21 protein-coding genes and 1 pseudogene are annotated in these 21,467 nt (G+C 61.7%); 9 read left to right on the forward strand and 13 right to left on the reverse strand.

What is annotated here, in order from left to right:
- Positions 1-11 precede the first annotated feature (11 nt).
- On the reverse strand, positions 12-794 hold the full coding sequence (locus tag QCE49_RS22955; RefSeq protein ID WP_175981140.1) for a 3-hydroxybutyrate dehydrogenase: 783 nt from the start codon (positions 792-794) through the stop codon (positions 12-14).
- Between the two features lie 21 nt (positions 795-815).
- A complete protein-coding gene (locus tag QCE49_RS22960) occupies positions 816-1,595 on the reverse strand; it encodes an acetoacetate decarboxylase (protein WP_250481966.1) in 780 nt (259 codons plus the stop codon).
- A gap of 281 nt (positions 1,596-1,876) precedes the next feature.
- Between QCE49_RS22960 and QCE49_RS22965 the strand changes: the two genes are divergently transcribed.
- Positions 1,877-2,056 (forward strand): hypothetical protein, encoded by a 180-nt coding sequence (locus tag QCE49_RS22965; RefSeq protein WP_033536228.1) that lies wholly within the window; start codon positions 1,877-1,879, stop codon positions 2,054-2,056.
- 255 nt (positions 2,057-2,311) lie between these two features.
- On the opposite strand, the gene QCE49_RS22970 is transcribed toward QCE49_RS22965, so the two are convergent.
- The 4 genes from QCE49_RS22970 to QCE49_RS22985 form a co-directional block, all read right to left on the reverse strand.
- Positions 2,312-2,875 carry a M48 family metalloprotease gene (locus tag QCE49_RS22970; protein WP_250459910.1) on the reverse strand — a complete coding sequence of 188 codons (564 nt, stop codon included), beginning with the start codon at positions 2,873-2,875 and terminating at the stop codon, positions 2,312-2,314.
- 2 nt (positions 2,876-2,877) lie between these two features.
- Positions 2,878-3,738, reverse strand: coding sequence for an oxidoreductase (locus QCE49_RS22975; RefSeq protein WP_250459908.1), 861 nt, complete (start codon positions 3,736-3,738; stop codon positions 2,878-2,880).
- 87 nt (positions 3,739-3,825) lie between these two features.
- Positions 3,826-4,107: a hypothetical protein gene (locus QCE49_RS22980; protein WP_235366229.1), complete on the reverse strand. Its 282-nt coding sequence runs from the start codon at positions 4,105-4,107 to the stop codon at positions 3,826-3,828.
- A gap of 38 nt (positions 4,108-4,145) precedes the next feature.
- Complete coding sequence (locus QCE49_RS22985; RefSeq protein ID WP_250436732.1) at positions 4,146-4,763, reverse strand: hypothetical protein; 618 nt, start codon at positions 4,761-4,763, stop codon at positions 4,146-4,148.
- A 482-nt stretch (positions 4,764-5,245) separates the two neighbouring features.
- Between QCE49_RS22985 and QCE49_RS22990 the strand changes: the two genes are divergently transcribed.
- Complete coding sequence (locus QCE49_RS22990; RefSeq protein WP_250459926.1) at positions 5,246-6,400, forward strand: porin; 1,155 nt, start codon at positions 5,246-5,248, stop codon at positions 6,398-6,400.
- A 171-nt stretch (positions 6,401-6,571) separates the two neighbouring features.
- Here QCE49_RS22990 and QCE49_RS22995 read toward each other — a convergent pair whose 3' ends face one another.
- The 3 genes from QCE49_RS22995 to QCE49_RS23005 all read right to left on the reverse strand — a co-directional run bounded on the left by QCE49_RS22995 (position 6,572) and on the right by QCE49_RS23005 (position 8,331).
- The gene (locus tag QCE49_RS22995) at positions 6,572-7,138 is read right to left on the reverse strand and encodes a ProQ/FinO family protein (protein WP_250459906.1); all 567 of its coding nucleotides are present in this window, start codon (positions 7,136-7,138) and stop codon (positions 6,572-6,574) included.
- A 117-nt stretch (positions 7,139-7,255) separates the two neighbouring features.
- Positions 7,256-7,522 carry a hypothetical protein gene (locus QCE49_RS23000; protein ID WP_250436735.1) on the reverse strand — a complete coding sequence of 89 codons (267 nt, stop codon included), beginning with the start codon at positions 7,520-7,522 and terminating at the stop codon, positions 7,256-7,258.
- 164 nt (positions 7,523-7,686) lie between these two features.
- Positions 7,687-8,331: a TetR/AcrR family transcriptional regulator gene (locus QCE49_RS23005; RefSeq protein ID WP_008348435.1), complete on the reverse strand. Its 645-nt coding sequence runs from the start codon at positions 8,329-8,331 to the stop codon at positions 7,687-7,689.
- A gap of 95 nt (positions 8,332-8,426) precedes the next feature.
- Here QCE49_RS23005 and QCE49_RS23010 point away from each other — a divergent pair, with 95 nt between their 5' ends.
- The gene (locus QCE49_RS23010) at positions 8,427-9,548 is read left to right on the forward strand and encodes an MBL fold metallo-hydrolase (RefSeq protein ID WP_250459904.1); all 1,122 of its coding nucleotides are present in this window, start codon (positions 8,427-8,429) and stop codon (positions 9,546-9,548) included.
- On the opposite strand, the gene QCE49_RS23015 is transcribed toward QCE49_RS23010, so the two are convergent.
- Positions 9,539-10,405 carry an NmrA family NAD(P)-binding protein gene (locus QCE49_RS23015; RefSeq protein WP_250459901.1) on the reverse strand — a complete coding sequence of 289 codons (867 nt, stop codon included), beginning with the start codon at positions 10,403-10,405 and terminating at the stop codon, positions 9,539-9,541. The two genes, QCE49_RS23010 and QCE49_RS23015, sit on opposite strands and share 10 nt — an antisense overlap.
- Positions 10,406-10,618: 213 nt before the next feature.
- On the opposite strand from QCE49_RS23015, the gene QCE49_RS23020 reads away from it, so the two are divergent.
- From QCE49_RS23020 to QCE49_RS23030, 3 genes are read left to right on the forward strand one after another with little or no spacing between them, the layout of a single operon-like run.
- Complete coding sequence (locus tag QCE49_RS23020; protein ID WP_250459899.1) at positions 10,619-11,434, forward strand: MaoC family dehydratase N-terminal domain-containing protein; 816 nt, start codon at positions 10,619-10,621, stop codon at positions 11,432-11,434.
- Positions 11,435-11,461: 27 nt separating this feature from the next.
- Entirely contained in the window at positions 11,462-12,625 is a 1,164-nt protein-coding gene (locus tag QCE49_RS23025) for an acyl-CoA dehydrogenase family protein (RefSeq protein ID WP_250441058.1), read from the forward strand.
- Between the two features lie 12 nt (positions 12,626-12,637).
- Positions 12,638-13,816 carry a CaiB/BaiF CoA-transferase family protein gene (locus QCE49_RS23030; RefSeq protein ID WP_250459897.1) on the forward strand — a complete coding sequence of 393 codons (1,179 nt, stop codon included), beginning with the start codon at positions 12,638-12,640 and terminating at the stop codon, positions 13,814-13,816.
- On the opposite strand, the gene QCE49_RS23035 is transcribed toward QCE49_RS23030, so the two are convergent.
- Complete coding sequence (locus tag QCE49_RS23035; RefSeq protein ID WP_008348449.1) at positions 13,813-14,748, reverse strand: LysR substrate-binding domain-containing protein; 936 nt, start codon at positions 14,746-14,748, stop codon at positions 13,813-13,815. The two genes, QCE49_RS23030 and QCE49_RS23035, sit on opposite strands and share 4 nt — an antisense overlap.
- Before the next feature lie 305 nt (positions 14,749-15,053).
- Positions 15,054-15,494 carry a UTRA domain-containing protein gene (locus QCE49_RS23040; RefSeq protein ID WP_250459894.1) on the reverse strand — a complete coding sequence of 147 codons (441 nt, stop codon included), beginning with the start codon at positions 15,492-15,494 and terminating at the stop codon, positions 15,054-15,056.
- A 4-nt stretch (positions 15,495-15,498) separates the two neighbouring features.
- Here QCE49_RS23040 and QCE49_RS23045 point away from each other — a divergent pair.
- The 3 genes and pseudogenes from QCE49_RS23045 to QCE49_RS23055 form a co-directional block, all read left to right on the forward strand.
- Positions 15,499-16,335 (forward strand): annotated as a pseudogene (locus QCE49_RS23045) (cation:dicarboxylate symporter family transporter); the annotation flags it as partial.
- A 99-nt stretch (positions 16,336-16,434) separates the two neighbouring features.
- Positions 16,435-19,176 carry an MGH1-like glycoside hydrolase domain-containing protein gene (locus tag QCE49_RS23050; protein ID WP_250436754.1) on the forward strand — a complete coding sequence of 914 codons (2,742 nt, stop codon included), beginning with the start codon at positions 16,435-16,437 and terminating at the stop codon, positions 19,174-19,176.
- A 243-nt stretch (positions 19,177-19,419) separates the two neighbouring features.
- Positions 19,420-19,866 carry a universal stress protein gene (locus tag QCE49_RS23055; RefSeq protein WP_008348456.1) on the forward strand — a complete coding sequence of 149 codons (447 nt, stop codon included), beginning with the start codon at positions 19,420-19,422 and terminating at the stop codon, positions 19,864-19,866.
- A gap of 13 nt (positions 19,867-19,879) precedes the next feature.
- On the opposite strand, the gene QCE49_RS23060 is transcribed toward QCE49_RS23055, so the two are convergent.
- Positions 19,880-21,337 carry an NAD-dependent succinate-semialdehyde dehydrogenase gene (locus tag QCE49_RS23060; protein WP_008348458.1) on the reverse strand — a complete coding sequence of 486 codons (1,458 nt, stop codon included), beginning with the start codon at positions 21,335-21,337 and terminating at the stop codon, positions 19,880-19,882.
- Between the last annotated feature and the right edge of the window lie 130 nt (positions 21,338-21,467).

Consider the following 21,467-nt stretch of genomic DNA (forward strand, 5'->3'; position numbering starts at 1 on the left):
TCTCCTTGTCGTTATTGCATGAACCAGCCGTGACTCACGACGACAGATTGCCCGGTCAGCGCATTCGATTCGAAGCCCGCGAGGAACGCGACGGTGTTCGCGACATCGGCGACCGTGGTGAATTCACCATCGACCGTTTCCTTCAACATCACGTTCTTCACGACTTCTTCTTCCGAAATGCCGAGCGCCTTCGCCTGCTCGGGAATCTGCTTTTCGACGAGCGGCGTGCGCACGAAACCGGGACACACGACATTCGCGCGCACGCCGCGCGGACCGCCTTCCTTCGCGACGACGCGCGCGAGCCCGAGCAAGCCATGCTTGGCCGTCACATAGGCCGACTTCAGCTTGGACGCTTCATGCGAATGCACCGATCCCATGTAGATGATCGAGCCGCCCTTGCCCGACGCGTACATATGTTTGATCGCGGCCTTCGTCGTGAGGAACGCGCCGTCGAGATGGATCGCGAGCATCTTCTTCCAGTCGGCGTATGCATACTCTTCGATCGGCGCGACGATCTGAATGCCCGCGTTCGATACCAGCACGTCGATACCGCCGAGCTTCGCCACCGTTTCTTCGATGCCCGCGTTCACGGCATCTTCGCTCGTCACGTCCATCGACACGGCGATCGCCTTGCCGCCCGCTTCGACGATGCTGTCCGCAACTTTCTGCGCATTCGCGAGATTCAGATCGGCGATGACGACCGCCGCGCCATCGGTCGCGAGCTTGCGCGCCGTCTGTTCGCCGATGCCGCTCGCAGCGCCCGTCACGAGCGCGACTTTTCCTTGCAGTGCCATGTGAATACTCCTTTGCCGTTGTTATTGGTTGACCGCGAGCTTGAGTTCATCGGGCGGCGCGAGATAGTCGTATGCGACTTCGCCGATATCGAGCGTGAGATTCGCGATGACATGCCGCGCGCCGAGGACCTTGCGCACCGGCAAATCAGCGACCGGCGCGAGCGCATGAGCGTGCAGTTCGAGCGCGGCCGGACCTTCCCATGCACCGATCACGCTCACGTCGCGCAGAAAGAAGCGCACGAGTTCGCACACGCGCGCAGTCCCGTCGACATGCGGCAGCACTTTCAGCAGATAGTTCGGCGTATCCGCGAGCTTCCTGCGTTCGGCTTCGAGATCGAGCGGACGATACTTGTAGCCCATCGTGCCCGTCGCGATGCGTTGCGTGCCGTAGTCGAGCGTGCCGAGCAGCGTGTCCTTGCCATCGACGCCAAGACGCGGCGACGCGAGCTTCTTCGGAAAGCCCCAGATTTCGCGGCCGCCCGCGATCGGACCTTCGTCGTCGAGATACATCGCATGCGTATAGCTGCCCTTCTTGCCATCCGGATCGATGACGGAAATCACCTGGCCGCTTTCGGTGTAATCGCCGAAACCGGATGAATCCGGCATGCGAATGAATTCGTAATGTACGAGACCGTTATCCACTTCGAGCGGCTCCGGAACCACGGCGCGCAGCGCGTCGGGATCGGTCTCGTAGGAAATGATGAAGTACTCGCGATTGAGAAAGCGGAACGGTGGACGCGGATAAGCGGGATTGAGCACAGGCATGGCGAACGCATTCCTGCGGATGTCGTCTTCTTTCACTGGATCGTCCCTGAGTTGAGAACAGGCACGATAGTAGATGCAGTTGATGACATTTGTCGCGGACGGCAGGCAGCGGATCGGCGTTTATGAAAGCAGTGCGAATCGACAAAAATCCCGCTGCTTCAACGCCTTATGCCCGCCCACTGATGAATTGCCTTTTTTTGTGCAATATACTGTTGCCTCAGCGGCGTCGACACGACGAGGAACCGGGCGATGCCGCGCGTCTCTCAAGCGCATGTCGATTCATCTTTCTAAGGCCATCTCCTCCAAGCGAGTCCCCGATGAAAACGTCCTTGAAGAAATCTCTCGTGCTTCTGGTGCTGGCGGCGTTTGCCGCGCCGACGCTGTCGTTCGCGGCCGCGGAGTATCCCGACAACAAGCCGCGGCCCGCCTATAAAAAGAAAGGCCAGAAGCATCATCACAAGAAGTCGGCGACACCGCCCGCTTCGCAGACGCAATAAGACGGCACGGCTCATAAAGGCACGGGCGTCCGTTAAGGACGCCCGTGCCTTTTCGTTGGATGACGCGTCTTGTCAGGCCGCTTCGATTCGTTGCGCCACGAGATTCAGCACGCGTTCCAGCACATCGCCATCGACCGGCTTCACGAGATGATCCCGGACCTTCGCTTTCGACGGAAATCGCGCCGCCATGCAATTCGACGAGATGCTTCGCGAGCGCCAGCCCGACGCTACCCATCGAGGCATTACGCGCGGCAACTATTGCGACGTCGATACGAGGCGCGCACGCATCGCATCGAGGCGCGCTGCATCGACATGTCCGCGCGCCGCCATTGCTTCGAGCGCAGTCAGGGCCGATTCAGGGCCGCAAAGCGCGGCGGCTTTCGCATCCGCATCGAGTTCGAAGGCGGCGGCGCGTTTTGCGGCACGCACGCTCCAAATCTTCAGACAGACGAACAAAGTGAACGCGAAGCCGATACCGGGAAAGGTTATGCGCCAGAGATCATCTTCCGATGAAATCGCGAAGACGATGCACGGTACCGATAACAGCATCATCACTGAAAGCACGGTCCATGCGAAATCGAGCAGCATCGTCTTGCGTTGCGTCGCGTGCCCGACTTCGTGCGCCACGACGATACGAAGCAACGGCTCCGGCAACGCGAGCGTGGCGCGATCAAGTTCGATGCGATTGAACAAGGCTTCGTAGCACGGTCCGTTCGACGTATTCACGAAGCGCACGCGCGGCGTTGCAACGTGCAGAAGAGCGGCATCGTCGGCGACGAGCGAGAGGATGCGCTGTTCCTGCGCGGCGAGCCGCTTCATGATCACTGCACCGGGTTATCGGCCCACTGGCTGCGCGCCTGCCATGCGTCGATATCGGCGTTGAGCTTCGCGAGCTTGTTGCGCACGAGTTCGAGTCCGGGGCCGCCGAGCACGAGATGTCCCGGCGGCTCCGGCGACGTGACCGCTTCGATGATGACCTGCGCCGCGCGCGCCGGATCGCCCGGCTGCTTGCCGCTTCGCTCCGCGATCGCCGCGCGTCGCGTGCCCGAAGTCTGCGCGTAATCGTCGATCGGATTGCGCGTCTGCTTCAGCGAGCGGCCCGCCCAGTCCGTGCGAAACGGGCCGGGCTCGACCGCCGTCACCTTGATGCCGAGCCCTTCCGTTTCGCGTGCGAGCGCTTCGCCGAGACCTTCGAGCGCGAACTTCGTCGCGGCGTAATACCCGCTGCCCGGATTGCCGACCAGCCCGCCCACGGATGTGATATTGACGACATGTCCCGAGCGGCGCTCGCGCATACGCGGCAATACGGCTCGGATCATCGCGGCCGCGCCGAAGAAGTTCGCTTCGAACATCGCGCGCACTTCGTCTTCCTCGCCCTCTTCGACAGCCGAGAGATAGCCGAAGCCCGCGTTGTTCACGAGCACGTCGATATGATCGAAGGCGGCGTAGGCATCGGCGATTGCGGACTTGATTTCATCGGCACGCGTGACGTCGAGACGCACGGCGATCGCTCGTCCTTCGCCACGCTCGACGAGATCGCCGACGCTATCCGGATTACGCGCGGCCACGACAGCGCGCCAGCCCTTGTCGATCACGGCGGAAGCGAGTTCGCGGCCGAAGCCGGTCGAACATCCGGTGATGAACCAGACGGGCGTATCGTGGCTGCCTTTCGAAGCTGTCATTGCGGTTCTCCATGTAAGCGGATCTCGCTACATGTTGAAGCAATTTCAACGCGCGTGCTTGCGGGCTCCTCGTCGAACGGCAGTGACTTATCGCATTGCCGGCATGCGAATGGCGCGATGATTCCGCGGCTCGAACAGAACCGCCTGCTCGACACGCGCCGCGATCTTCTTCCATCCGGCGAGCTCTTCGTCGAGCACGGCAAGCGTCAGAAGAATGCGTTCACGATCGTGATTCGTGCGCGCGAGCGTCGCGCTTTCACGCATCGAGACGAGCGTGGCCTCGCGCTCGGCGATCTGCTTCGCGATTCTTTCCCGCAGGCGTTTCAGCGATTCGTCCATGTTCGTATGACCGGTTGGTGTCGCCGTCATACGCGCAAACTTCGCGCCCGATCATGTTCGTGGATACTTCATCCCGCATCGCCCGCGCTGATCGCGGTTTGCATGCTCCTCAACAGCTTCGTCAGATAGCGCAATAGGCCGACCGTATCGCCGAATTCGATGAAACCCGGCTTCACACCATCGCTGAAGAGCAACGTTCCGTCGAGCGAGTGATCGACGATCAAGCCGGCGTAAGCAGCGTGCGGCATGTAGTCGTCGCCGGCGAGGCTGAACGTATTGCCGTTCACGGCCGCATCGCGCAGACGCATCAGGAACTGCACTTCGGGCGCGCGCGACGCCGACAAGCGATGGATATCGAAGTATTCGGCGACCGCGAGGATCGCATTCGAGCAAGGCACGGTCAGCGCGAACGCGATGCGCGCATCGGCCGTATCGAACGATGGCCACGACCGCGCGTCTTCCGGCGGCGGGCTTTTGGTGGGCGTGCCGTCCTCGCTGTGCGCGTGCGCTTCCGGATGCGAGCGCTTGCGCGCAAGTAGGGGCTGCGCCTTCGCGAAGTCCGGCGGCGGCGCGCCGCGCTCGATCCAGTCGGACAGCAGGCTTGCGTAGGCATGGAGCGCGGTCAATTGCGCGTCGATGAACGCGACGCCCGCTCGGCAGGCGTCATGGTGTTTTTGCTCGGTCATACCGTCTCCCTTGTTTTTTGAGTTCGATCTAAAGACACACCCGCGTTGCTTGCATGATCGCCTGCCCTGCGTTGCAATGCGCGCGCCTGTTCGCAGGCCGTGGTGCGGCGGGATGGACCGTTAGTTGCAGACGGTGCATGGAATCGGGTGCCGCTCGTGACGCTGCTGTGGAAGAAACGCTACAAGGCGCTTCGCGGAATTTACCGATACCTGACGACGCGCTATATTCCACCGGCTATAGCGTCAGTCGCCGGCCGAAGGTGCCGAGGCAACGCGACTTGCCTGCGTTCTTGCAACGGGACATCGCTCGTTTCGTCTGACGAAGTGCCCTACCCATCACGAAGCACTCGACCTTTGCGAAATTCCTTCGCGAAGCCGGGATGGCCGCGCTCGCGCTCAACGAATGCGTGGCGGCGATTCCTGAACCGGGCCGCGTCGAGCGGCATCCGCTTCACGCGGACAACACCAAGGAAGAAAGAAGAATGAAGAAGCACATCGTAGCGGCGGCCGTTCTCGGCATGTTCGGCATCGCGGCACACGCGCAAAGCAGCGTCACGCTATACGGGATCATCGATGCGGGCATCACCTATGCGAATAAAGTCGCGACCGCGAGCGGCCACGACAGCCTCGTGAAGTACGGCGACGGCGTCGCGTCGGGTAGCCGCTGGGGCCTGCGCGGCACGGAAGATCTGGGCGGCGGTCTCAAGGCGATCTTCGTGCTCGAAAGCGGCTTCAACAGCGGCGACGGCACGCTCGGGCAGGGCGGCGCGTTGTTCGGCCGTCAGGCGTATGTCGGTCTGGCGAAGACCGATTTCGGCTCGCTGACCTTCGGCCGTCAATACTCGTTCTCGACCGACTATCTCGGCAGCAACTACACGATGGGCAGCCAGACGGCCGCCGGAAATTACGCGTATCACATCAACGATCTGGATCAGCTGACGTCGAGCCGCATCAACAACGCGGTCAAGTTCAGCAGCGCCAATTTCCACGGCGTGACGTTCGGCGCGATGTATGGCTTCTCGAACTCGACGAACTTCGCGGGTTCGCCCACGACGGGAACGGGCACGTCTGCCGTGCAAGGCGCCTCCAGCGCGTACAGCTTCGGTTTGAACTATGCGCAAGGCCCGTTCGGCATCGGCGCGGCGTACACCAACATCCGCTATCCGAATGGGGCGACGCCGGCGTTCAGCGTGAGCATCGCGAACGTGAACACGCAAGGGCTGCGCGATCTGGAAACGTACGGTATCGGCGCGCGTTACACGATCGCCGCCGCGACGATCTGGGCGAATTGGACGCATACGCGCTTCGAGCCGATCACGGCTGCATCGTCGAACCTGAACAACTATGAAATCGGCGGCAAGTACGCGTTCACGCCAGCGCTGAACGCGGGCCTCGGCTACACGTTCTCCGATCTCGGCGGCAACCTCGAAGGCAAGTGGCATCAGATCAACGCCGTGGTCGACTACGCGCTGTCGAAGCGCACCGATGTTTATGCGAGCGGCGCGTATCAGAAGGCGTCGGGCAGCAACAGCGGCATGCCGGTGCAAGCGGAGATCGGCTCGTCGGCGTCGTTCATCGGCAGTGCGGGCGCGAACACGCAGTTCGTGACGCGCGTCGGTCTGCGTCACCGGTTCTGATCGAAGGTTGATTCGAAGAAACGCGACGCTGAAAGGCGTCGCGTTTTTTTCGCCCTTTATGATTCGGATAGCGAAGCATTCGGGCCACGCTATAACGAACTTTTGGACTAGCGCGAAAGGAAAAGGGAAACCCGCGCGCGATGCGAACTGCGCGCGGTGTCGCGTCTCGCGTTACTTGGCGGATTCCGCGGACTCTGCGGCTTTCGGAGCGGAAGCGGTGGCCGAAGCCGACGCCGACGCCGACGCCGAGCGCGCCAGTCGATTCGTTTCCAGATAAACGGCGCGTTCCGCATCCGCCGACGATACTTCGCCCGCTTGCGCGCCAGTCAGATCGACTCGCGGCGCACCTTGCACGAGCGCGGTCCAGTAACGGTTGCCGCGGCACCAGACCTTGATCGCCGCACGCAGTTCTTTCTCGTTGAGTCCGAGTTCTTCCGCGTGTTTCATCAGATCTTCGAAAATGCCGACCTTCAGCGGAACCTTAGGCGCGGGATTCTTCGGAAATGCGAGCGGAAAACGCTTCTGCAGCTTACCGATGGTATGCACGACAGGATCAACCGGCTTCGATGGCGCCGCGGCAGGCCTGGACGCGGCCGCCGCGGGTTTGGACGGAGCCGCCGCCTTCGCGCCCGCCGGCGCGGGACGCCGCACGCGCGGCGCCTTCTTCTTCGCTGCGTTGCTGGCAGCAGCCTGTTTTGCGAGTTGCTCTTTCAGTCCGGCGAGTTGTTCGAAGCCCATCACATCGTGCCCGTAGAAAACGTATCGCGATTTTAACAGCCTCCGGTGACGGCCTCGTTGCGGGCGGCTTTTTCGGGCGAGCATCGGTCCGAAAAAACCGCCCTCTCAGCGTCGCGCTTACTGTCCGCCCGAATAGACGTTGCAGAACGGTCGCGGACTGCAATTGCTCTGCGTGCCGCCGGTCCAGTTCGCTGTTCTCCCGCTCCTGCTCTGCCCCGGTGCCACGCCGCCATAGGCCGTGTCGCCGGACGACGCGGCGCCCTGCGCGTTCTGCTGAACGGGTGCGGGGATGGACTGCAGGGTATCGCTCGGCTCTTGCGCCTGAGTGAGGGTGACGAGGGAAAACGCGGCCACGAGCGTGGTCGTAACGAGGACGGTCTTCATGACTTTCTCCTTCGACGAAGGCTTACCGCTGCCCGACGATAAAAACCGCCAGGTGAACGCCGTGCGCAAGAATCCGCGCACTTTTAGACCCTATACCTTAATCGCGGCGAAATCTGCTTATTCGAGTTCGCGCATGAACGTTCGGCTTCTTCGCGGATGCTGCGTCACCCGTGTTTGGGCGCAGCGCGTTCGTAGCGTGCGAGAAACATGTCGGCGGCGGCTTCGGCCACTTTCTTTTGCTCGCTCTTCGATAACGGCGGCTGGCCCATCGTCACTTGCGGCCAGAACGCGAAACCCTTGACGATGCCATGCAGTTGCTGCCCTGCGAAAACAGGGTCGGTGACTGCGAGCCGGCCATCGGCGGCGGCTTTGCGAATCCAGGCCGTCACGTCTTCCTCGCGTTCGCCGATGCGCGCCACCATATCCCGCGCGCGCTCGGGCGAGTGAATGCCCGCCGCGATCGCCACGCGTGCGAGCGACAGAAAGGCCTCATCGTTCATGAGGCGCAGCTTGCGCGTGAGCATCGCGAGCAATTGCGCGCGCAACGGTTCGCTCGCGCTATAAGCCACCGCATCGCCGGTCTCGCTCGTATCCCATAGCCGATGCAGGATCGCGGCGAACAGCGCCTCCTTGCTCTCGAAGTGGTTATAGACCGTGCGTTTGGAAACGCCCGCGCGCGCGGCGATGCGGTCCATGCTGGTGGCGTCGTAGCCCGCGGCGATGAACTCCGCAACGGCCGCGTTCACGATCGCGGCGCGCTTCCGGTCAGTCAGACGCTGGGGAATGTCGTTGATGTCGCTTGAATCCATCCCCACATTTTACACCGATCGGTTTACTTTTCTCTCAAAATTAAACTACACTGTGCAGTCTACTTTCCGCTTCGGGCTCACGTCCCTTCACGTTCATGACTTCGTTCGCCGATCGCATCAGCCGTGCCCTGGGTTTCGCCGCAGCAAAGCGCGGACGCGCGTTGTCGAGCGCATCGCCGCAACATGACGGCGAGCGCTTTCGCAATGTGAAGCCGCGTCCTGTCGAAGGCTTCGGCAAGACGCTGCGCATCATGTGGAACATGCTGCTCCACAAACCGCGCAACACAGTGCCGACGCAAGCGCCGACCGTCGATACCCTCACCCGCGCCGATCTGGATGCCGCGCCCGACCGCAGCCTTTTCCGCCTCGGCCATTCGACGATGCTCTTCAAGCTGCGCGGCGAATACTGGCTGACGGACCCGGTGTTCGGCGAGCGCGCGTCGCCGTTCAAGAACGTCGGGCCGAAGCGCTTTCACGCGCCGCCCATCGCGCTTGGCGATCTGCCGCCGTTGCGCGGCGTGGTCCTGTCGCACGATCACTACGATCATCTCGATCGCGAAACCGTGCTTGCGCTTGCCTCGACGACAGCGATCTTTCTCACGCCGCTGGGCGTCGGCGATCGTTTGATCGAATGGGGCATCGATGCCGCAAAAGTGCGTCAGCTCGACTGGTGGCAAAGCGCGCAGATCGACGGCCTGACGTTCACCGCCACGCCCGCGCAGCACTTCTCCGGCCGCAGTCTCTTCGATGGCAACAGCACGCTGTGGGCGTCGTGGGTCATCGTCGACGATGACGTGCGCGTGTTCTTCAGCGGCGACACCGGCTATTTCGACGGCTTCGGGACCATCGGCGAGCGCCTCGGCCCGTTCGACGTCACGCTGATCGAGACCGGCGCATACGATCCGCAATGGCCGTACGTGCACATGCAGCCCGAGGAGACGGTGCAGGCGCACATCGACTTGCGCGGACGCTGGCTCGTGCCGATTCACAACGGCACGTTCGATCTCGCGATGCATCCGTGGCAAGAACCTTTCGAGCGCGTGACGGGCCTGGCGCTCGCGCGAGGCGTCGCGGTGGCGACACCGCGCATGGGCGAGCGGCTCGATCTCGAAGCGCCGCATCGCGGCGAGCGCTGGTGGCGTGATACCGTCGATGCGCCGAAGCCGGCGTCATCGTGGCGGATGTGCGCGTCGCGGGCCGAGGGCGTTCACGATTGACGTCCGACGAGCTTGCGGATCACATCGACGATGGGCGTCTTGCCTTTGACGATATCTTCGCTACGCCCTTCGAAGTCGATCCATCCGTCGTTGAAGCCATCGAGCATCTGAATGCGCGGCATCGGATGCTTCATGCCTTGACTCGCGAACAGTCCTTCCCACGTCTCGCGTTGCACTGCCTGCGCGCGCACCGGCTTGCCGAGCACGGATGAAAACGCAGCCGCGATATCGTTCGGGCTTGTGCGTTGCGGTCCTTCCAGTTCGACGACGCGCATGCCCGTCCATGTTTCCTGCATGAGCTTCGCGGCGAGTTCGCCGATGTCGTCGGTGGCGGTCATCGGAATCGCGCGATCGAGCGGCTGCAGAAACGAATGCACGATGCCTTCGTTGCGCGCCGAATCGACATCCCATGCGCAGTTCTCCATGAACCAGCCCGGCCGCAGAAACGTGACGGGAACAGGCTGCTTGCGAAGCGCTTCTTCGAGCAGCGTGCGCTGCGTCAGAAGATTGATTTGAGCGGCCTGCGCGCCGATCGTCGACAGGCACACGATCCGGCGCGGCCTGGCACGCGCGATGGCCGCGACGATCGCATCGATGACTTCGCGCGCTTCCGGAAAACCCGGCGCGGGATCGAATTCCGGCGGCGGCAGAACGAATACGGCTTGCGCGCCTTCGAAGGCGCGAGCGAGCGCATCGGCATCGGTCATCGTGGCGTGTGCGAGTTCGCAGCCGCGCGCCGACCAAAGCGCGCCCTTCCTCTCATCGCGCACGACGGCGCGTACGGGCTTGCCCGCTTTCAGCAGCGCGTTTGCGAGCGCACCGCCGACTTGTCCTGTGATTCCCGTGACGACATACATGATCCGGCTCCTTTCTCGTGATGCGTTTGACTTCGACGGATCGAATGTTATGGCGCTGCGTCGCGAAGAAAAATGGCCCGCGCGTCATGAGATTGATGACACCACGTCATAGGTTGAACCTATGCCCGGCACATGAAAGCGATATTTCCGCCCCGCGCGATATTTCTCTAAAGTCGTAATTCACCGGCCCCGCCCGGCAATGGAGACGACACAATGAAAACAGAGCGCGCCGTCGATATCGTTGCGCCCACATCCGTCGCGGCCCTCGCGGCCACACTCGATCACGATGCCGCCCCGCATGAAGGCGATGCCCTTCCGCCGTTGTGGCACTGGATCTTCTTCCGGCCCATTGCAAAACAGTCGCTCGTCGCGGAAGACGGTCATCCGAAGAAAGGCGGCTTTCTGCCCGATCTCGGTTTGCCGCGCCGCATGTGGGCCGGCGGACGCCTGCGCTTCCCCGCGCCGGTGATCGTCGGTGAACGCATTACGCGCGAATCGACGATTCTCAATGTCAGCGAGAAGCAAGGACGCACCGGCAAGCTCGGCTTCGTGACAGTCAGGCATCGCATTTACCGCAGCGATGCCACCGCGATCGAGGAAGAGCACGACATCGTGTATCGCGAGCCGGCAGCGCCCGGTGCGCCCGCGCCCGCTCCGGTCGCCGCGCCTCGCGATGCGCAATGGCAACGCGACCTCGTTCCCGACGAGACATTGCTGCTGCGCTATTCGGCGCTCACCTTCAACGCGCATCGCATTCACTACGACAAGCCTTATGTGACGCAAGTCGAAGGTTATCCGGGACTTGTCGTGCATGGGCCGCTCATTGCCACCCTATTGATGGACCTGCTGCGCCGCGAGTTGCCCGACGCGACCGTCATCGACTTCGCATTCAAGGCGCAGCGCCCGTGTTTCGCGGGCAATACGCTGCATCTGTGCGGGCAGCCATCGGCGGATGGCAGGACTGTCGAACTCTGGTCGAAGGATCACGAAGGCTGGCTCGGCATGACGGCGCGCGCCACGCTCGGCTGACGATCTCCACACATCCGCAGGCACATCATGATCGAATCGACATCCGACGCTTATCAGGACATTCGTGAGGCCGTGCGCGATCTCTGCGGCCAGTTCACCGGCGAATACTTTCGCAAGATCGACGAAGCACGCGGTTATCCCGAAGCATTCGTCGATGCCCTCACGAAAGCGGGCTGGCTCGCCGCATTGATTCCGCAGGAATACGGCGGCTCGGGTCTGGGGCTTACCGAAGCGTCCGTCATCATGGAAGAGATCAATCGCTCGGGCGGCAATTCGGGCGCGTGTCATGGGCAGATGTACAACATGGGCACGTTGTTGCGTCACGGTTCGACGGAACAGAAGAAACGCTACTTGCCGAAGATCGCATCGGGCGAGTTACGTCTGCAATCGATGGGCGTGACCGAACCGACCACCGGCACCGACACGACAAAGATCAAAACGACCGCGGAAAGAAAAGGCGATCGTTATGCGATAAACGGCCAGAAGGTGTGGATCTCGCGCGTGCAGCATTCGGATCTGATGATTCTGCTCGCGCGCACGACGCCGATCGCGGACGTGAAGAAGAAGAGCGAAGGCATGTCGATCTTCATCGTCGATTTGCGTGAAGCAATCGGCAATGGCCTCACGGTGCAGCCGATCCTCAACATGGTGAATCACGAAACCAACGAGCTCTTCTTCGACAATCTGGAGATTCCTGCCGAGAATCTCATCGGCGAAGAAGGCATGGGTTTCAAGTACATACTCGATGGCCTAAACGCCGAACGCACGCTGATCGCGGCGGAATGCATCGGCGATGGCTACTGGTTCATCGACAAGGTCACGCAGTATGTGAACGATCGAATCGTGTTCGGGCGTCCCATCGGGCAGAATCAGGGCGTGCAGTTTCCGATTGCGCGCGCGTACGTCAATGTCGAAGCCGCGAACCTGATGCGCTTCAAGGCATGCGAACGCTTCGACGCGCACAAGCCTTGCGGCGCGCAGGCGAACATGGCGAAGCTGCTCGCCGCCGATGCATCGTGGGAAGCGGCCAACGCCTGTCTGCAATTTCACGGCGGCTTTGGCTTCGCGGCGGAATACGATGTCGAACGCAAATTCCGCGAGACGCGTCTGTATCAGGTCGCGCCGATTTCGACCAACCTGATTCTCTCTTACGTCGCCGAGCATATCCTCGGCCTGCCGCGTTCGTTCTGAAGGAGGCCGGTCATGCGCCCGCTGCAAGGCATCAAGGTCGTCACGTTCGAGCATGCAATTGCAGCGCCCTTCTGCACGCGTCAGCTCGCCGATCTCGGCGCGCGCGTCATCAAGATCGAGCGTCCAGGCACAGGTGATTTCGCTCGCAACTATGACGAACGTGTGTCGGGACTCGCATCGCATTTCGTGTGGACGAACCGCTCGAAAGAAAGCGTGACGCTCGACGTCAAGCATCCTGGAGCACTCGATGTCGTGCACAAGCTGCTCGCCGATGCCGATGTATTCGTGCAGAATCTCGCGCCCGGCGCGACGCAACGGCTCGGCCTCGATTACGACGCGTTGAAGGAGCGCTATCCGCGGCTCATCGTGTGCGATATCTCCGGCTATGGTTCCGATGGCCCGATGCGCGACAAGAAAGCGTATGACTTGCTGATTCAAAGCGAAGCGGGTTTTCTGAGCATCACGGGTTCGGAAGGCGCACCGGCGAAAGCAGGCTGCTCGATCGCAGATATCGCCGCCGGCATGTATGGCTACACGAACATACTCGCGGCGCTCATCGAACGCGGACGCACCGGGCGCGGCAAAAGCATCGACATTTCGATGCTCGAAAGCATGGTCGAATGGATGGGCTATCCGCTCTATTACGCGATCGACGGTCAGACGCCGCCGCGCAAGGCGGGCGCATCGCACGCGACGATCTTCCCTTACGGCCCTTTCCCCGCAGGCGATGGCAAGACCGTCATGCTCGGCCTGCAAAACGAGCGCGAGTGGAAGAAGTTTTGCGAAATCGTTCTTCGTATGCCCGAGCTTCAGCGCGACGAGCGCTTCTGTGCAAACAGCCTTCGCGCGCAGCATCGCGACGAGTTGATGCGCCTCATCGTCGATGCATTCGCCTCATTGACGGCCGCACAGGTCATCGAACGGCTTGAAGAAGCGGGCATCGCGAATGCGCGGATGAACGACATGCACGATGTCTGGAAGCATGAACAGCTCGAAGCGCGCAATCGTTGGACACAGGTCGATACGCCCGCCGGCAAGATTCCCGCGCTCTATCCGCCGGGACGCTTCAGCGCCGATGAACCGCGCATGGACGCCGTGCCCGCGCTCGGCGAGCACACGGAATCCGTGTTGCGCGAACTGGGGCTGAATAGCGAAGCCATCGAACGCTTGCGCGCGGCGAAGGCGATCTAGGTTCGTCGCATCGTCACGCCTTGCCAGCGATCGCGGTCAATGTGCTCGGCGATCAACTCGATCAACGTCTCGCGCACGGCGACGGTCGCTGAGTTCATCGGCGCATCGTTGGGCCAGCAAATGCTGGCCGGGCGCCTGATGATCGGATCGACGATTCTGCGCATTTTCGGCAGCAACGCCTCGTTCCATTGCACGATCGCGGACGAAGGCAGAATCGTGCAGGCTCTGCCCGAATGCGCGATAAGCAAAAGCGATGGCAACGAGTCGATATCCGCAACGATGTTCAGCTCGACTTTCTCGCTCGCGAACGTGCGCTCGATCAGCAAGCGCAAGCCATTCGATGCGCCGGGCGCGACGAGTTTCACGCCCGCGAGCTTCGCAAGCGGACATGTCGATGCGCGCGGCGAGATGCCGCCGCCCGGCTCGCCCGCAAGATAAAGCGTTTCGTCGAGCACGGGCAACGCGGTGATGCCAGGTGTATCCGATTCACGAAACAGAATCGCGAGATCGAGCCGGCCATTGGCAAGCAACTCGTTCAGATAGCCGCTCATGCTTTCGAAGAACTGCAGGCGTATGCCGGGATACCGGTCCTGAATGCGCTCGAACAGGGGCACGGCGAGAACGGATGCCATCGTCGTCGGCAGGCCGACCGCCACGGTGCCGGATTCCGCGCCCGCGCCCTTCGTCACTTCCTGCTTGAGCTGCTCCATTTGCCGCAGCACGACGCGTGCATGCCGATAGAGCGCGTCGCCCTCGGCCGTGGGGGTGACGCCATGATTGCTGCGCAGAAGGAGCGTGACGCCGAGTTCCTCTTCGAGCCGCGCCATTTGCTGGCTGAGCGAAGGCTGTGCCACGTAGAGCTTTTCCGCTGCTTTGCCGAGACTGCCGTAATCGACGATGCTGACGAAGTAGCGAAGCTGGCGAACATCCATATGAGGGTGCGAGGATCGAAGTCAGGGCGCGCTCGTGAGCGTCTGGCGCCGGTCGCCTATTCTATAGCTCGCATCGTCATACGAATCGATTCGCTTCGCTCAGGGCGCATCAATGCCCCGGTCCGTTCGGTTCGATGCAGCTCGACACGAGCGTGCTGTTTGTGCCGGCTTCCGATGCCCGCTATCGCGCACGCCGCTTAAAGCTCATGGCTTGCGTAGCCGCCCTGTTCCTGCCCATGGCGTCCTCCTTCTGCGTTATTCGAAAACGCACGCCGGATAACTTCGATAGCACGCCCGCGACGATTTTAGCCCGGCGATCGCTTGAGACGCATCGACACCGAAAAGCGCTCTGCGGGATGCACCGTCACCGATATCTCGAACGTCGCGCCGCTCGCGTCGAGATAGCGGCGCACGATTTCCAGCGCCGCCGTTCCCGCCTCGACGCGCAGGCGTCTCGCCATCTCCGCCGATACGGCAATGGCACGCACCTCCTGCTGAATCTCGTCGATGCAGCGTCCGTAACGCGCTTCGATCAGCGCGCTGATGAGCGTATCCGGGTTCTCCTTCGCGGCTTGCGCGACGTCCTCGTATTCCGGATCGATATACACATCGGTCCAGCCAACGGGCGGACTGTCCTTGTCGCCGTCGATACGCACGCTCGATATGCGCAGCCACGGCGTGCCTTGTGCGCAGCGCAGCGTCTTCGCGAGCTTCGCGGAGGTTTCGATGTGCTGCGTCGACTGCACGACGCTCGATCTCGTTTCGGAAGTGCTGTTCTCGTTCATCAACCTCGTGATGAAGCTCGCGCCGCTCGGCACGTTCGGCGCGGTCGCGTATTCGGTGGGCAGCAACGGCACGGCAGTGCTGATCGCGCTGGCGCAGCTCGTCGTGAGTTTCTATGCGGTGGTCGTACTCTTCATCGTCGTCGTCATGGGCATCATCGCGAAGCTCGCGGGCTTCAGCCTGTGGCGCTTTCTGCGCTACATCAAGGACGAGATCTTCATCGTGCTCAGTACTGCTTCGTCGGAAAGCGCACTGCCGCGTCTTCTGATCAAGCTCGAACGGCTCGGCTGCGCGAAGCAGACGGTCGGACTCGTGCTGCCCACCGGCTATGCGTTCAATCTCGATGGCACGTCGATCTTCATGTCGATGGGCGTCATGTTCATCGCGCATGCTTATGGCGTGCAGATCACGCTGGAACATCAGATCGGCATTCTGCTGCTGATGCTGCTGACGTCCAAAGGCGCAGCCACGGTTTCCGGCGGATCGTTCGTGGTGTTCGCAGCGACCGTCACGTCGACGGGCATCCTTCCCGTCGAAGGACTCGCGTTGATCTTTGGCGTGTATCGCTTCATGTCGATGGCAATCGCGACGTGCAACACCATCGGCAACAGCCTTGCGACGGTCGTCATCGCGAAGTGGTCGCGCACGTTCGATGCGGCCGTCAGCGAACGGCATCTTTATCCGGAGCGCTATCCGGAGATCGCCGAAGCAGACCGGCGGCTCGCGGACGGCAATCTTCTCCCCGAAGACATGAACGACGCGAATCCTCATCCGGACGGTATCCCGCTAAAAACGGCGCGATGATTCTCGCAGCGCGGCAATCGCCGCGCTTTTTTTCACTTCGCTTATCATCGGAAAACCGCGCATCGAACGTGCTGGATGAGCAACCGCAACGGAGGTCGCATGCCACCGCTACGCGCAATCCATCTGCTGCAAACGAAGGAAGGCTCCCGTCTGCATGGCGCCGGGCTCGACCGGTGGCGCCGCTGGGGCCCGTATCTGAGCGAGCGTCAATGGGGCACCGTTCGCGAGGATTACAGCGAATACGGCACGGCGTGGGACTACTTTCCGCACGACCATGCGCGCAGCCGCATGTATCGATGGGGCGAGGACGGTATCGCGGGATTCGGCAACGACCCGCTCGACTGGTGCGTGTCGCTCGCGTTGTGGAACGGCCGCGATCCGATCATCAAGGAGCGGCTTTTCGGTCTCACGAACGAGCAAGGCAATCACGGCGAAGACGTAAAGGAACTGTACTTCTATCTCGACGGCACGCCGACGCATTCGTACATGAAGATGCTGTACAAGTATCCGCACGATGCGTATCCGTATCAGCAACTCATCGACGAGAACAAACGGCGCGGTCCCGATCAGCCCGAATACGAACTGCCCGACACGGGCGTATTCGATTGCGACCGTTACTTCGACGTCTATGTCGAATACGCGAAGCACGCGCCCGATGACATCGTGATGCGCGTGACCGTCGAGAATCGCGCGGACGAAGCCGCGACGCTTCATCTCTTGCCGCAATTCTGGGCGCGCAACCGGTGGGCGTGGTCGAGCAAATGGGGCAAGCCGTCGCTGAAGCTCGAACACGATGCGCGCGAAGGTGCCCGCGTCATCGCGCACAATCCGTCGCATGGCGAGATGGATGTCACGGCTTCTGCGCAAGCGCCGGTCGAATGGATTTTCTGCGAGAACGAGACGAACGTTCGTCGCATATACGGCATCGAAGGCGCGGGGCCGTTCAAGGATGGCTTCAACGACTATCTCGTCGAAGGCGACGAACAGGCGATACGCCGCGATCGCGGCACGCGTTGCGCCGCGCATGTGCATCTGCAACTCTCACCGCATGAAAGTTCCGTGATGTACTTGCGCTGGCGTCCGGCATCGGTTTCGAACGATCCGCCGCTCGACCTGGCCCAGCTTTTCGCGCGTCGCGAAGCGGAAGCCGACGAGTTCTATGCGACGCTGCAACACGATATCGACGATGCCGACGCGCGTCTCGTGCAACGCCAGGCGCTCGCCGGCATGCTATGGACGAAGCAGTATTATCAGTTCGACGTCACGCGCTGGCACGACGGCGATCCGGGCCAGCCCACGCCGCCGAAAGAACGGCGGCATGGCCGCAATGCTGACTGGCGGCACATGTGCAACGGCGACATCGTATCGATGCCGGACAAGTGGGAGTATCCGTGGTACGCATCGTGGGACCTTGCGTTCCATGCGGTCGCGTTCGCGACGATCGATCCCGACTTCGCGAAGAAGCAATTGCTGTTGCTCGTGAAAGAACGCTACATGCATCCGAACGGGCAATTGCCCGCTTATGAATGGGCATTCGGCGATGCGAACCCACCCGTTCACGCATGGGCGACATGGCGCGTGTTCGAGCTCGATCGCGAGATGACCGGCATCGGCGATCACGCGTTCCTCGAGGTCATGTTCCACAAGCTGCTGCTCAACTTCGCGTGGTGGGTCAACCGCAAGGACGCCGACGACCGCAATATCTTTCAGGGCGGATTTCTCGGCCTCGACAACATCGGCATCTTCGATCGCTCGCAGCCGCTGCCGACCGGCGGACGTATCGATCAGGCCGACGGCACCGCATGGATGGCATCCTACGCGCTCGACCTCATGCAGATCGGCCTCGAACTCGCGATGACGAACGAATCGTATGTCGAGATCGCGGTGAAGTTCTTCGAGCACTTCCTGTATATCGCGGAAGCCGTGAGCTGCGGCGAAGTCTGCAATACCGGCCTATGGGACGGCAGCGACGAATTCTTCTACGACGTACTGCATCTGCCGAACGGCGCGCGCGTGCCCATGCGCATTCGATCGATCGTCGGACTGATTCCGCTCTTCGCCGTTCATGTGCTCGAGGAAAGCGTGTACGGCGACTTGCCCGGACTGCGTGAACGCCTCGTATGGTTTCTCGATCATCGGCCGAACCTTGCGAAGCTCGTATCGCGCTGGACCGAGCCTGGCAAAGGCAACACGACTTTGCTTTCGCTCTTGCGCGGACATCGCATGAAAGCGCTGTTGCGCCGCACGCTCGATCAAGCGGAGTTCCTGTCGGACTATGGCGTACGCGCGTTATCCCGCGTGCATTGCGACAAGCCTTATGTGTTCGATCATGATGGCGTGAACGTCTGCATCCGGTACTTGCCCGCGGAATCGGATTCGCGCGTATTCGGCGGCAATTCGAACTGGCGCGGGCCGATCTGGATGCCGGTCAATTACTTGTTGATCGAATCGCTTTACGAGTTTCATCGCTACTACGGCGATGATTTTCGCGTCGAGCATCCGACGGGATCGGGCAAGTTTCATTCGCTGAGCGAAATCGCCGACGATCTCTCACGGCGCATCAGCATGCTCTTTTTGAAAGACGAAGAAGGCAAGCGTCCTGTGATGGCCGCGTATCCGATGCTGCAAGCCGATCCGCGCTCGCAGGATCTCATTCTCTTTCACGAGTACTTTCATGGCGACAACGGGCGCGGTGTCGGTGCGTCGCATCAGACTGGATGGAGCGGGCTCGTTGCGCTGCTGCTGCAACCGCGTCTGATGAAGTTATCGCACGTGGGGCCGGAAGCGCCCGTCATGGCCGTGCGTCTGCATGAAGAAGCGAGCGCCGAGATGGGACGCTAGCGCGTCATGAAGCAATCGACTTCGAATGCGTAGCTGCCGAAACAGAAGCCGCCTGTCCGTCGCTTTCGATGACACATTTTTCTGGTGCGCGGGGTACCGCCGGAACGTTTGTACCATGCGGATGCGGACGATGAAAATTCTCGCGGATCTGATTTTCGCGCTGGAAATTCTGGCGCTCGCCTATACTTGAATCGTCGGTTCGCGTGTTTCTTTCATGTCCCCAGAGAACCGGAGGACGTCATCATGTTCAACCATCTGCTGGTTCCCACTGACGGGTCCGCGCTCTCCGAAGCGGCTGTCCGCATGGCGGTCTCGCTCGCCAAAGAGAACAGTGCGCGCATCACCGGTCTCTATATGGTGCGGCCATTTCATATGACCGTTTATAGCGCCGAGATGGTCGGCGCAAGTCAGGATGAGGCGCACGCCGCGGATCAGGCCCGCGCGCGGCAATATCTCGAGAATCTGCGAAGTATCGCCGCCCAGGCCGGCGTCGCTTGCGATACGGAAGCGCCGACGGGAGCGCATCCGTATGAGGCGATTCTCGATACGGCGAAAGCGCGGCACTGCGATCTCATCGTGATGGCGTCGCATGGGCACGGCGGAATTCGCGGGCTATTGCTCGGGAGTGAAACGCAGAAAGTGCTTACACATAGTCATTTGCCGATTCTGGTGGTGAGGCCGCCGGAGTGATGCGTCCGCCGTCCTACCGCTCCAGATTCCCGAAACAGACATACTTCGCTTCGAGATACTCCTCGACTCCCGACGATGCCCCTTCGCGCCCCATGCCCGATTCCTTGATCCCGCCGAAGGGCGCAACTTCGTTGAACACGAGGCTGTCATTCACGCCGACGACGCCGCATTCGAGCGCTTCCATGACGCGGAATGCGCGGCTGATATCGGCGGTATAGAAATACGCCGCGAGCCCCGTGCGCGTATCGTTCGCGAGCGTGACGACGTCGTCCTCGTCCCTGAACGGCAGCACGCTGGCAATCGGGCCGAGCACTTCGTCGCCGCATACGCTCATCGACGGATCGACGTTCGTCAGCACCGTCGGCCTGAAGAAGTTCGATCCCGGCGCGACGCGCGAGCCGCCCGCTGCGATCTTCGCGCCGAGCCTGACCGCTTCGTCGACGAGACTTTCGATGCGCGTCACCGCCGCATCGCCGATAAGCGGGCCGATCTGCGCGCCCTCGTCCAGCCCGTCGCTCACTTTCAGCAACGCGACCTTGGACACGAGCTTGGCGACGAAAGTCTCGTACACGTCCTCATGCACGAAGAAGCGGTTCGCGCACATCGCCGCCTGCCCCGAATGACGAAACCGCGCATCGAGCGCGCCCTTCACGGCGAGGTCGATGTCCGCGTCGTCGAACACGATGAAAGGACAGTTCGCCCCCAGTTCGAGCGACATCTTCTTCACGGTAGGCGCGCATAAAGTCATCAGCCGCTTGCCTTCCTCGATGGAACCGGTGAACGATACTTTCCTCACGTCGGGGCTCGCAAGCAGCGTGCTGCGAACCGGTTCGCCCTCGCCCGTCAACACGGAGAGCACGCCGCGCGGCAAGCCCGCGTTCTCGCCGAGCACGCACAGCGCGAGCGCGGAGAATGGCGTCTGCGGATCGGGGTGATGGATGACCGTGCAGCCCGCCGCGAGCGCAGCGCCGACGCGTCGCGCAACCATCGACGAAGGAAAGGTCCATGACGTGATTGCGCCGCACACGCCAATCGGCTGATGCAGCACACGTATGCGTTGATTGCGTCGCGGCGCGGGAATGTTGTCGCCGTAAATGCGGCGCGCTTCCTCGGCGAACCAGTCGAGATAATTCGCGGCCTGCGTGATTTCGGAGCGCGCTTCGTGCAGCGGCTTGCCTTGTTCGCGGCAGAGGATGATGGCGAGATCGTCGCGATGATGTTCGACGAGGCGCGCCCACTCTCTCAGCACCGACGCGCGCTCGCGACTGCTCCAGCTGCGCCAGTCCTGCAGCGCCGCGTGCGCGCACTGGATGGCCTCCGTCACCTGCTCGTCCGTGACCTGCGGCACCGAGCCGATGATTTCTTTAGTGGATGGATTGATGACAGACACGCGCGGCAGCGAAGTATTGTCGATCCACGCGCCGCCGATATACGCCGATTGTTCGAAAAGACTGGGGCACTGCAGTTCCATGGCTCGCTCCAATGCGTTGGCGCTTCGTGCAATCAGGTGCATCGAGCTTAACGCATTTTCCACTCGCCATTCGGACGCGCGCGGCATCCCGGGTATACGAATACTGCGCGCGCCGCTCACTCAACATCAC

The organism is Caballeronia sp. LZ008 (assembly GCF_031451435.1).
In the GTDB taxonomy this organism is placed as follows: domain Bacteria; phylum Pseudomonadota; class Gammaproteobacteria; order Burkholderiales; family Burkholderiaceae; genus Caballeronia; species Caballeronia zhejiangensis.

Coding starts and splice junctions, on each gene's coding strand:
- QCE49_RS22955 (WP_175981140.1), bottom strand. CDS start 794: ATGGCACTGCAAGGAAAAGTCGCGCTCGTGACGGGCGCTGCGAGCGGC.
- QCE49_RS22965 (WP_033536228.1), top strand. CDS start 1,877: ATGAAAACGTCCTTGAAGAAATCTCTCGTGCTTCTGGTGCTGGCGGCG.
- QCE49_RS22970 (WP_250459910.1), bottom strand. CDS start 2,875: ATGAAGCGGCTCGCCGCGCAGGAACAGCGCATCCTCTCGCTCGTCGCC.
- QCE49_RS22975 (WP_250459908.1), bottom strand. CDS start 3,738: ATGACAGCTTCGAAAGGCAGCCACGATACGCCCGTCTGGTTCATCACC.
- QCE49_RS22980 (WP_235366229.1), bottom strand. CDS start 4,107: ATGACGGCGACACCAACCGGTCATACGAACATGGACGAATCGCTGAAA.
- QCE49_RS22985 (WP_250436732.1), bottom strand. CDS start 4,763: ATGACCGAGCAAAAACACCATGACGCCTGCCGAGCGGGCGTCGCGTTC.
- QCE49_RS22990 (WP_250459926.1), top strand. CDS start 5,246: ATGAAGAAGCACATCGTAGCGGCGGCCGTTCTCGGCATGTTCGGCATC.
- QCE49_RS22995 (WP_250459906.1), bottom strand. CDS start 7,138: ATGGGCTTCGAACAACTCGCCGGACTGAAAGAGCAACTCGCAAAACAG.
- QCE49_RS23000 (WP_250436735.1), bottom strand. CDS start 7,522: ATGAAGACCGTCCTCGTTACGACCACGCTCGTGGCCGCGTTTTCCCTC.
- QCE49_RS23005 (WP_008348435.1), bottom strand. CDS start 8,331: ATGGATTCAAGCGACATCAACGACATTCCCCAGCGTCTGACTGACCGG.
- QCE49_RS23010 (WP_250459904.1), top strand. CDS start 8,427: ATGACTTCGTTCGCCGATCGCATCAGCCGTGCCCTGGGTTTCGCCGCA.
- QCE49_RS23015 (WP_250459901.1), bottom strand. CDS start 10,405: ATGTATGTCGTCACGGGAATCACAGGACAAGTCGGCGGTGCGCTCGCA.
- QCE49_RS23020 (WP_250459899.1), top strand. CDS start 10,619: ATGAAAACAGAGCGCGCCGTCGATATCGTTGCGCCCACATCCGTCGCG.
- QCE49_RS23025 (WP_250441058.1), top strand. CDS start 11,462: ATGATCGAATCGACATCCGACGCTTATCAGGACATTCGTGAGGCCGTG.
- QCE49_RS23030 (WP_250459897.1), top strand. CDS start 12,638: ATGCGCCCGCTGCAAGGCATCAAGGTCGTCACGTTCGAGCATGCAATT.
- QCE49_RS23035 (WP_008348449.1), bottom strand. CDS start 14,748: ATGGATGTTCGCCAGCTTCGCTACTTCGTCAGCATCGTCGATTACGGC.
- QCE49_RS23050 (WP_250436754.1), top strand. CDS start 16,435: ATGCCACCGCTACGCGCAATCCATCTGCTGCAAACGAAGGAAGGCTCC.
- QCE49_RS23055 (WP_008348456.1), top strand. CDS start 19,420: ATGTTCAACCATCTGCTGGTTCCCACTGACGGGTCCGCGCTCTCCGAA.
- QCE49_RS23060 (WP_008348458.1), bottom strand. CDS start 21,337: ATGGAACTGCAGTGCCCCAGTCTTTTCGAACAATCGGCGTATATCGGC.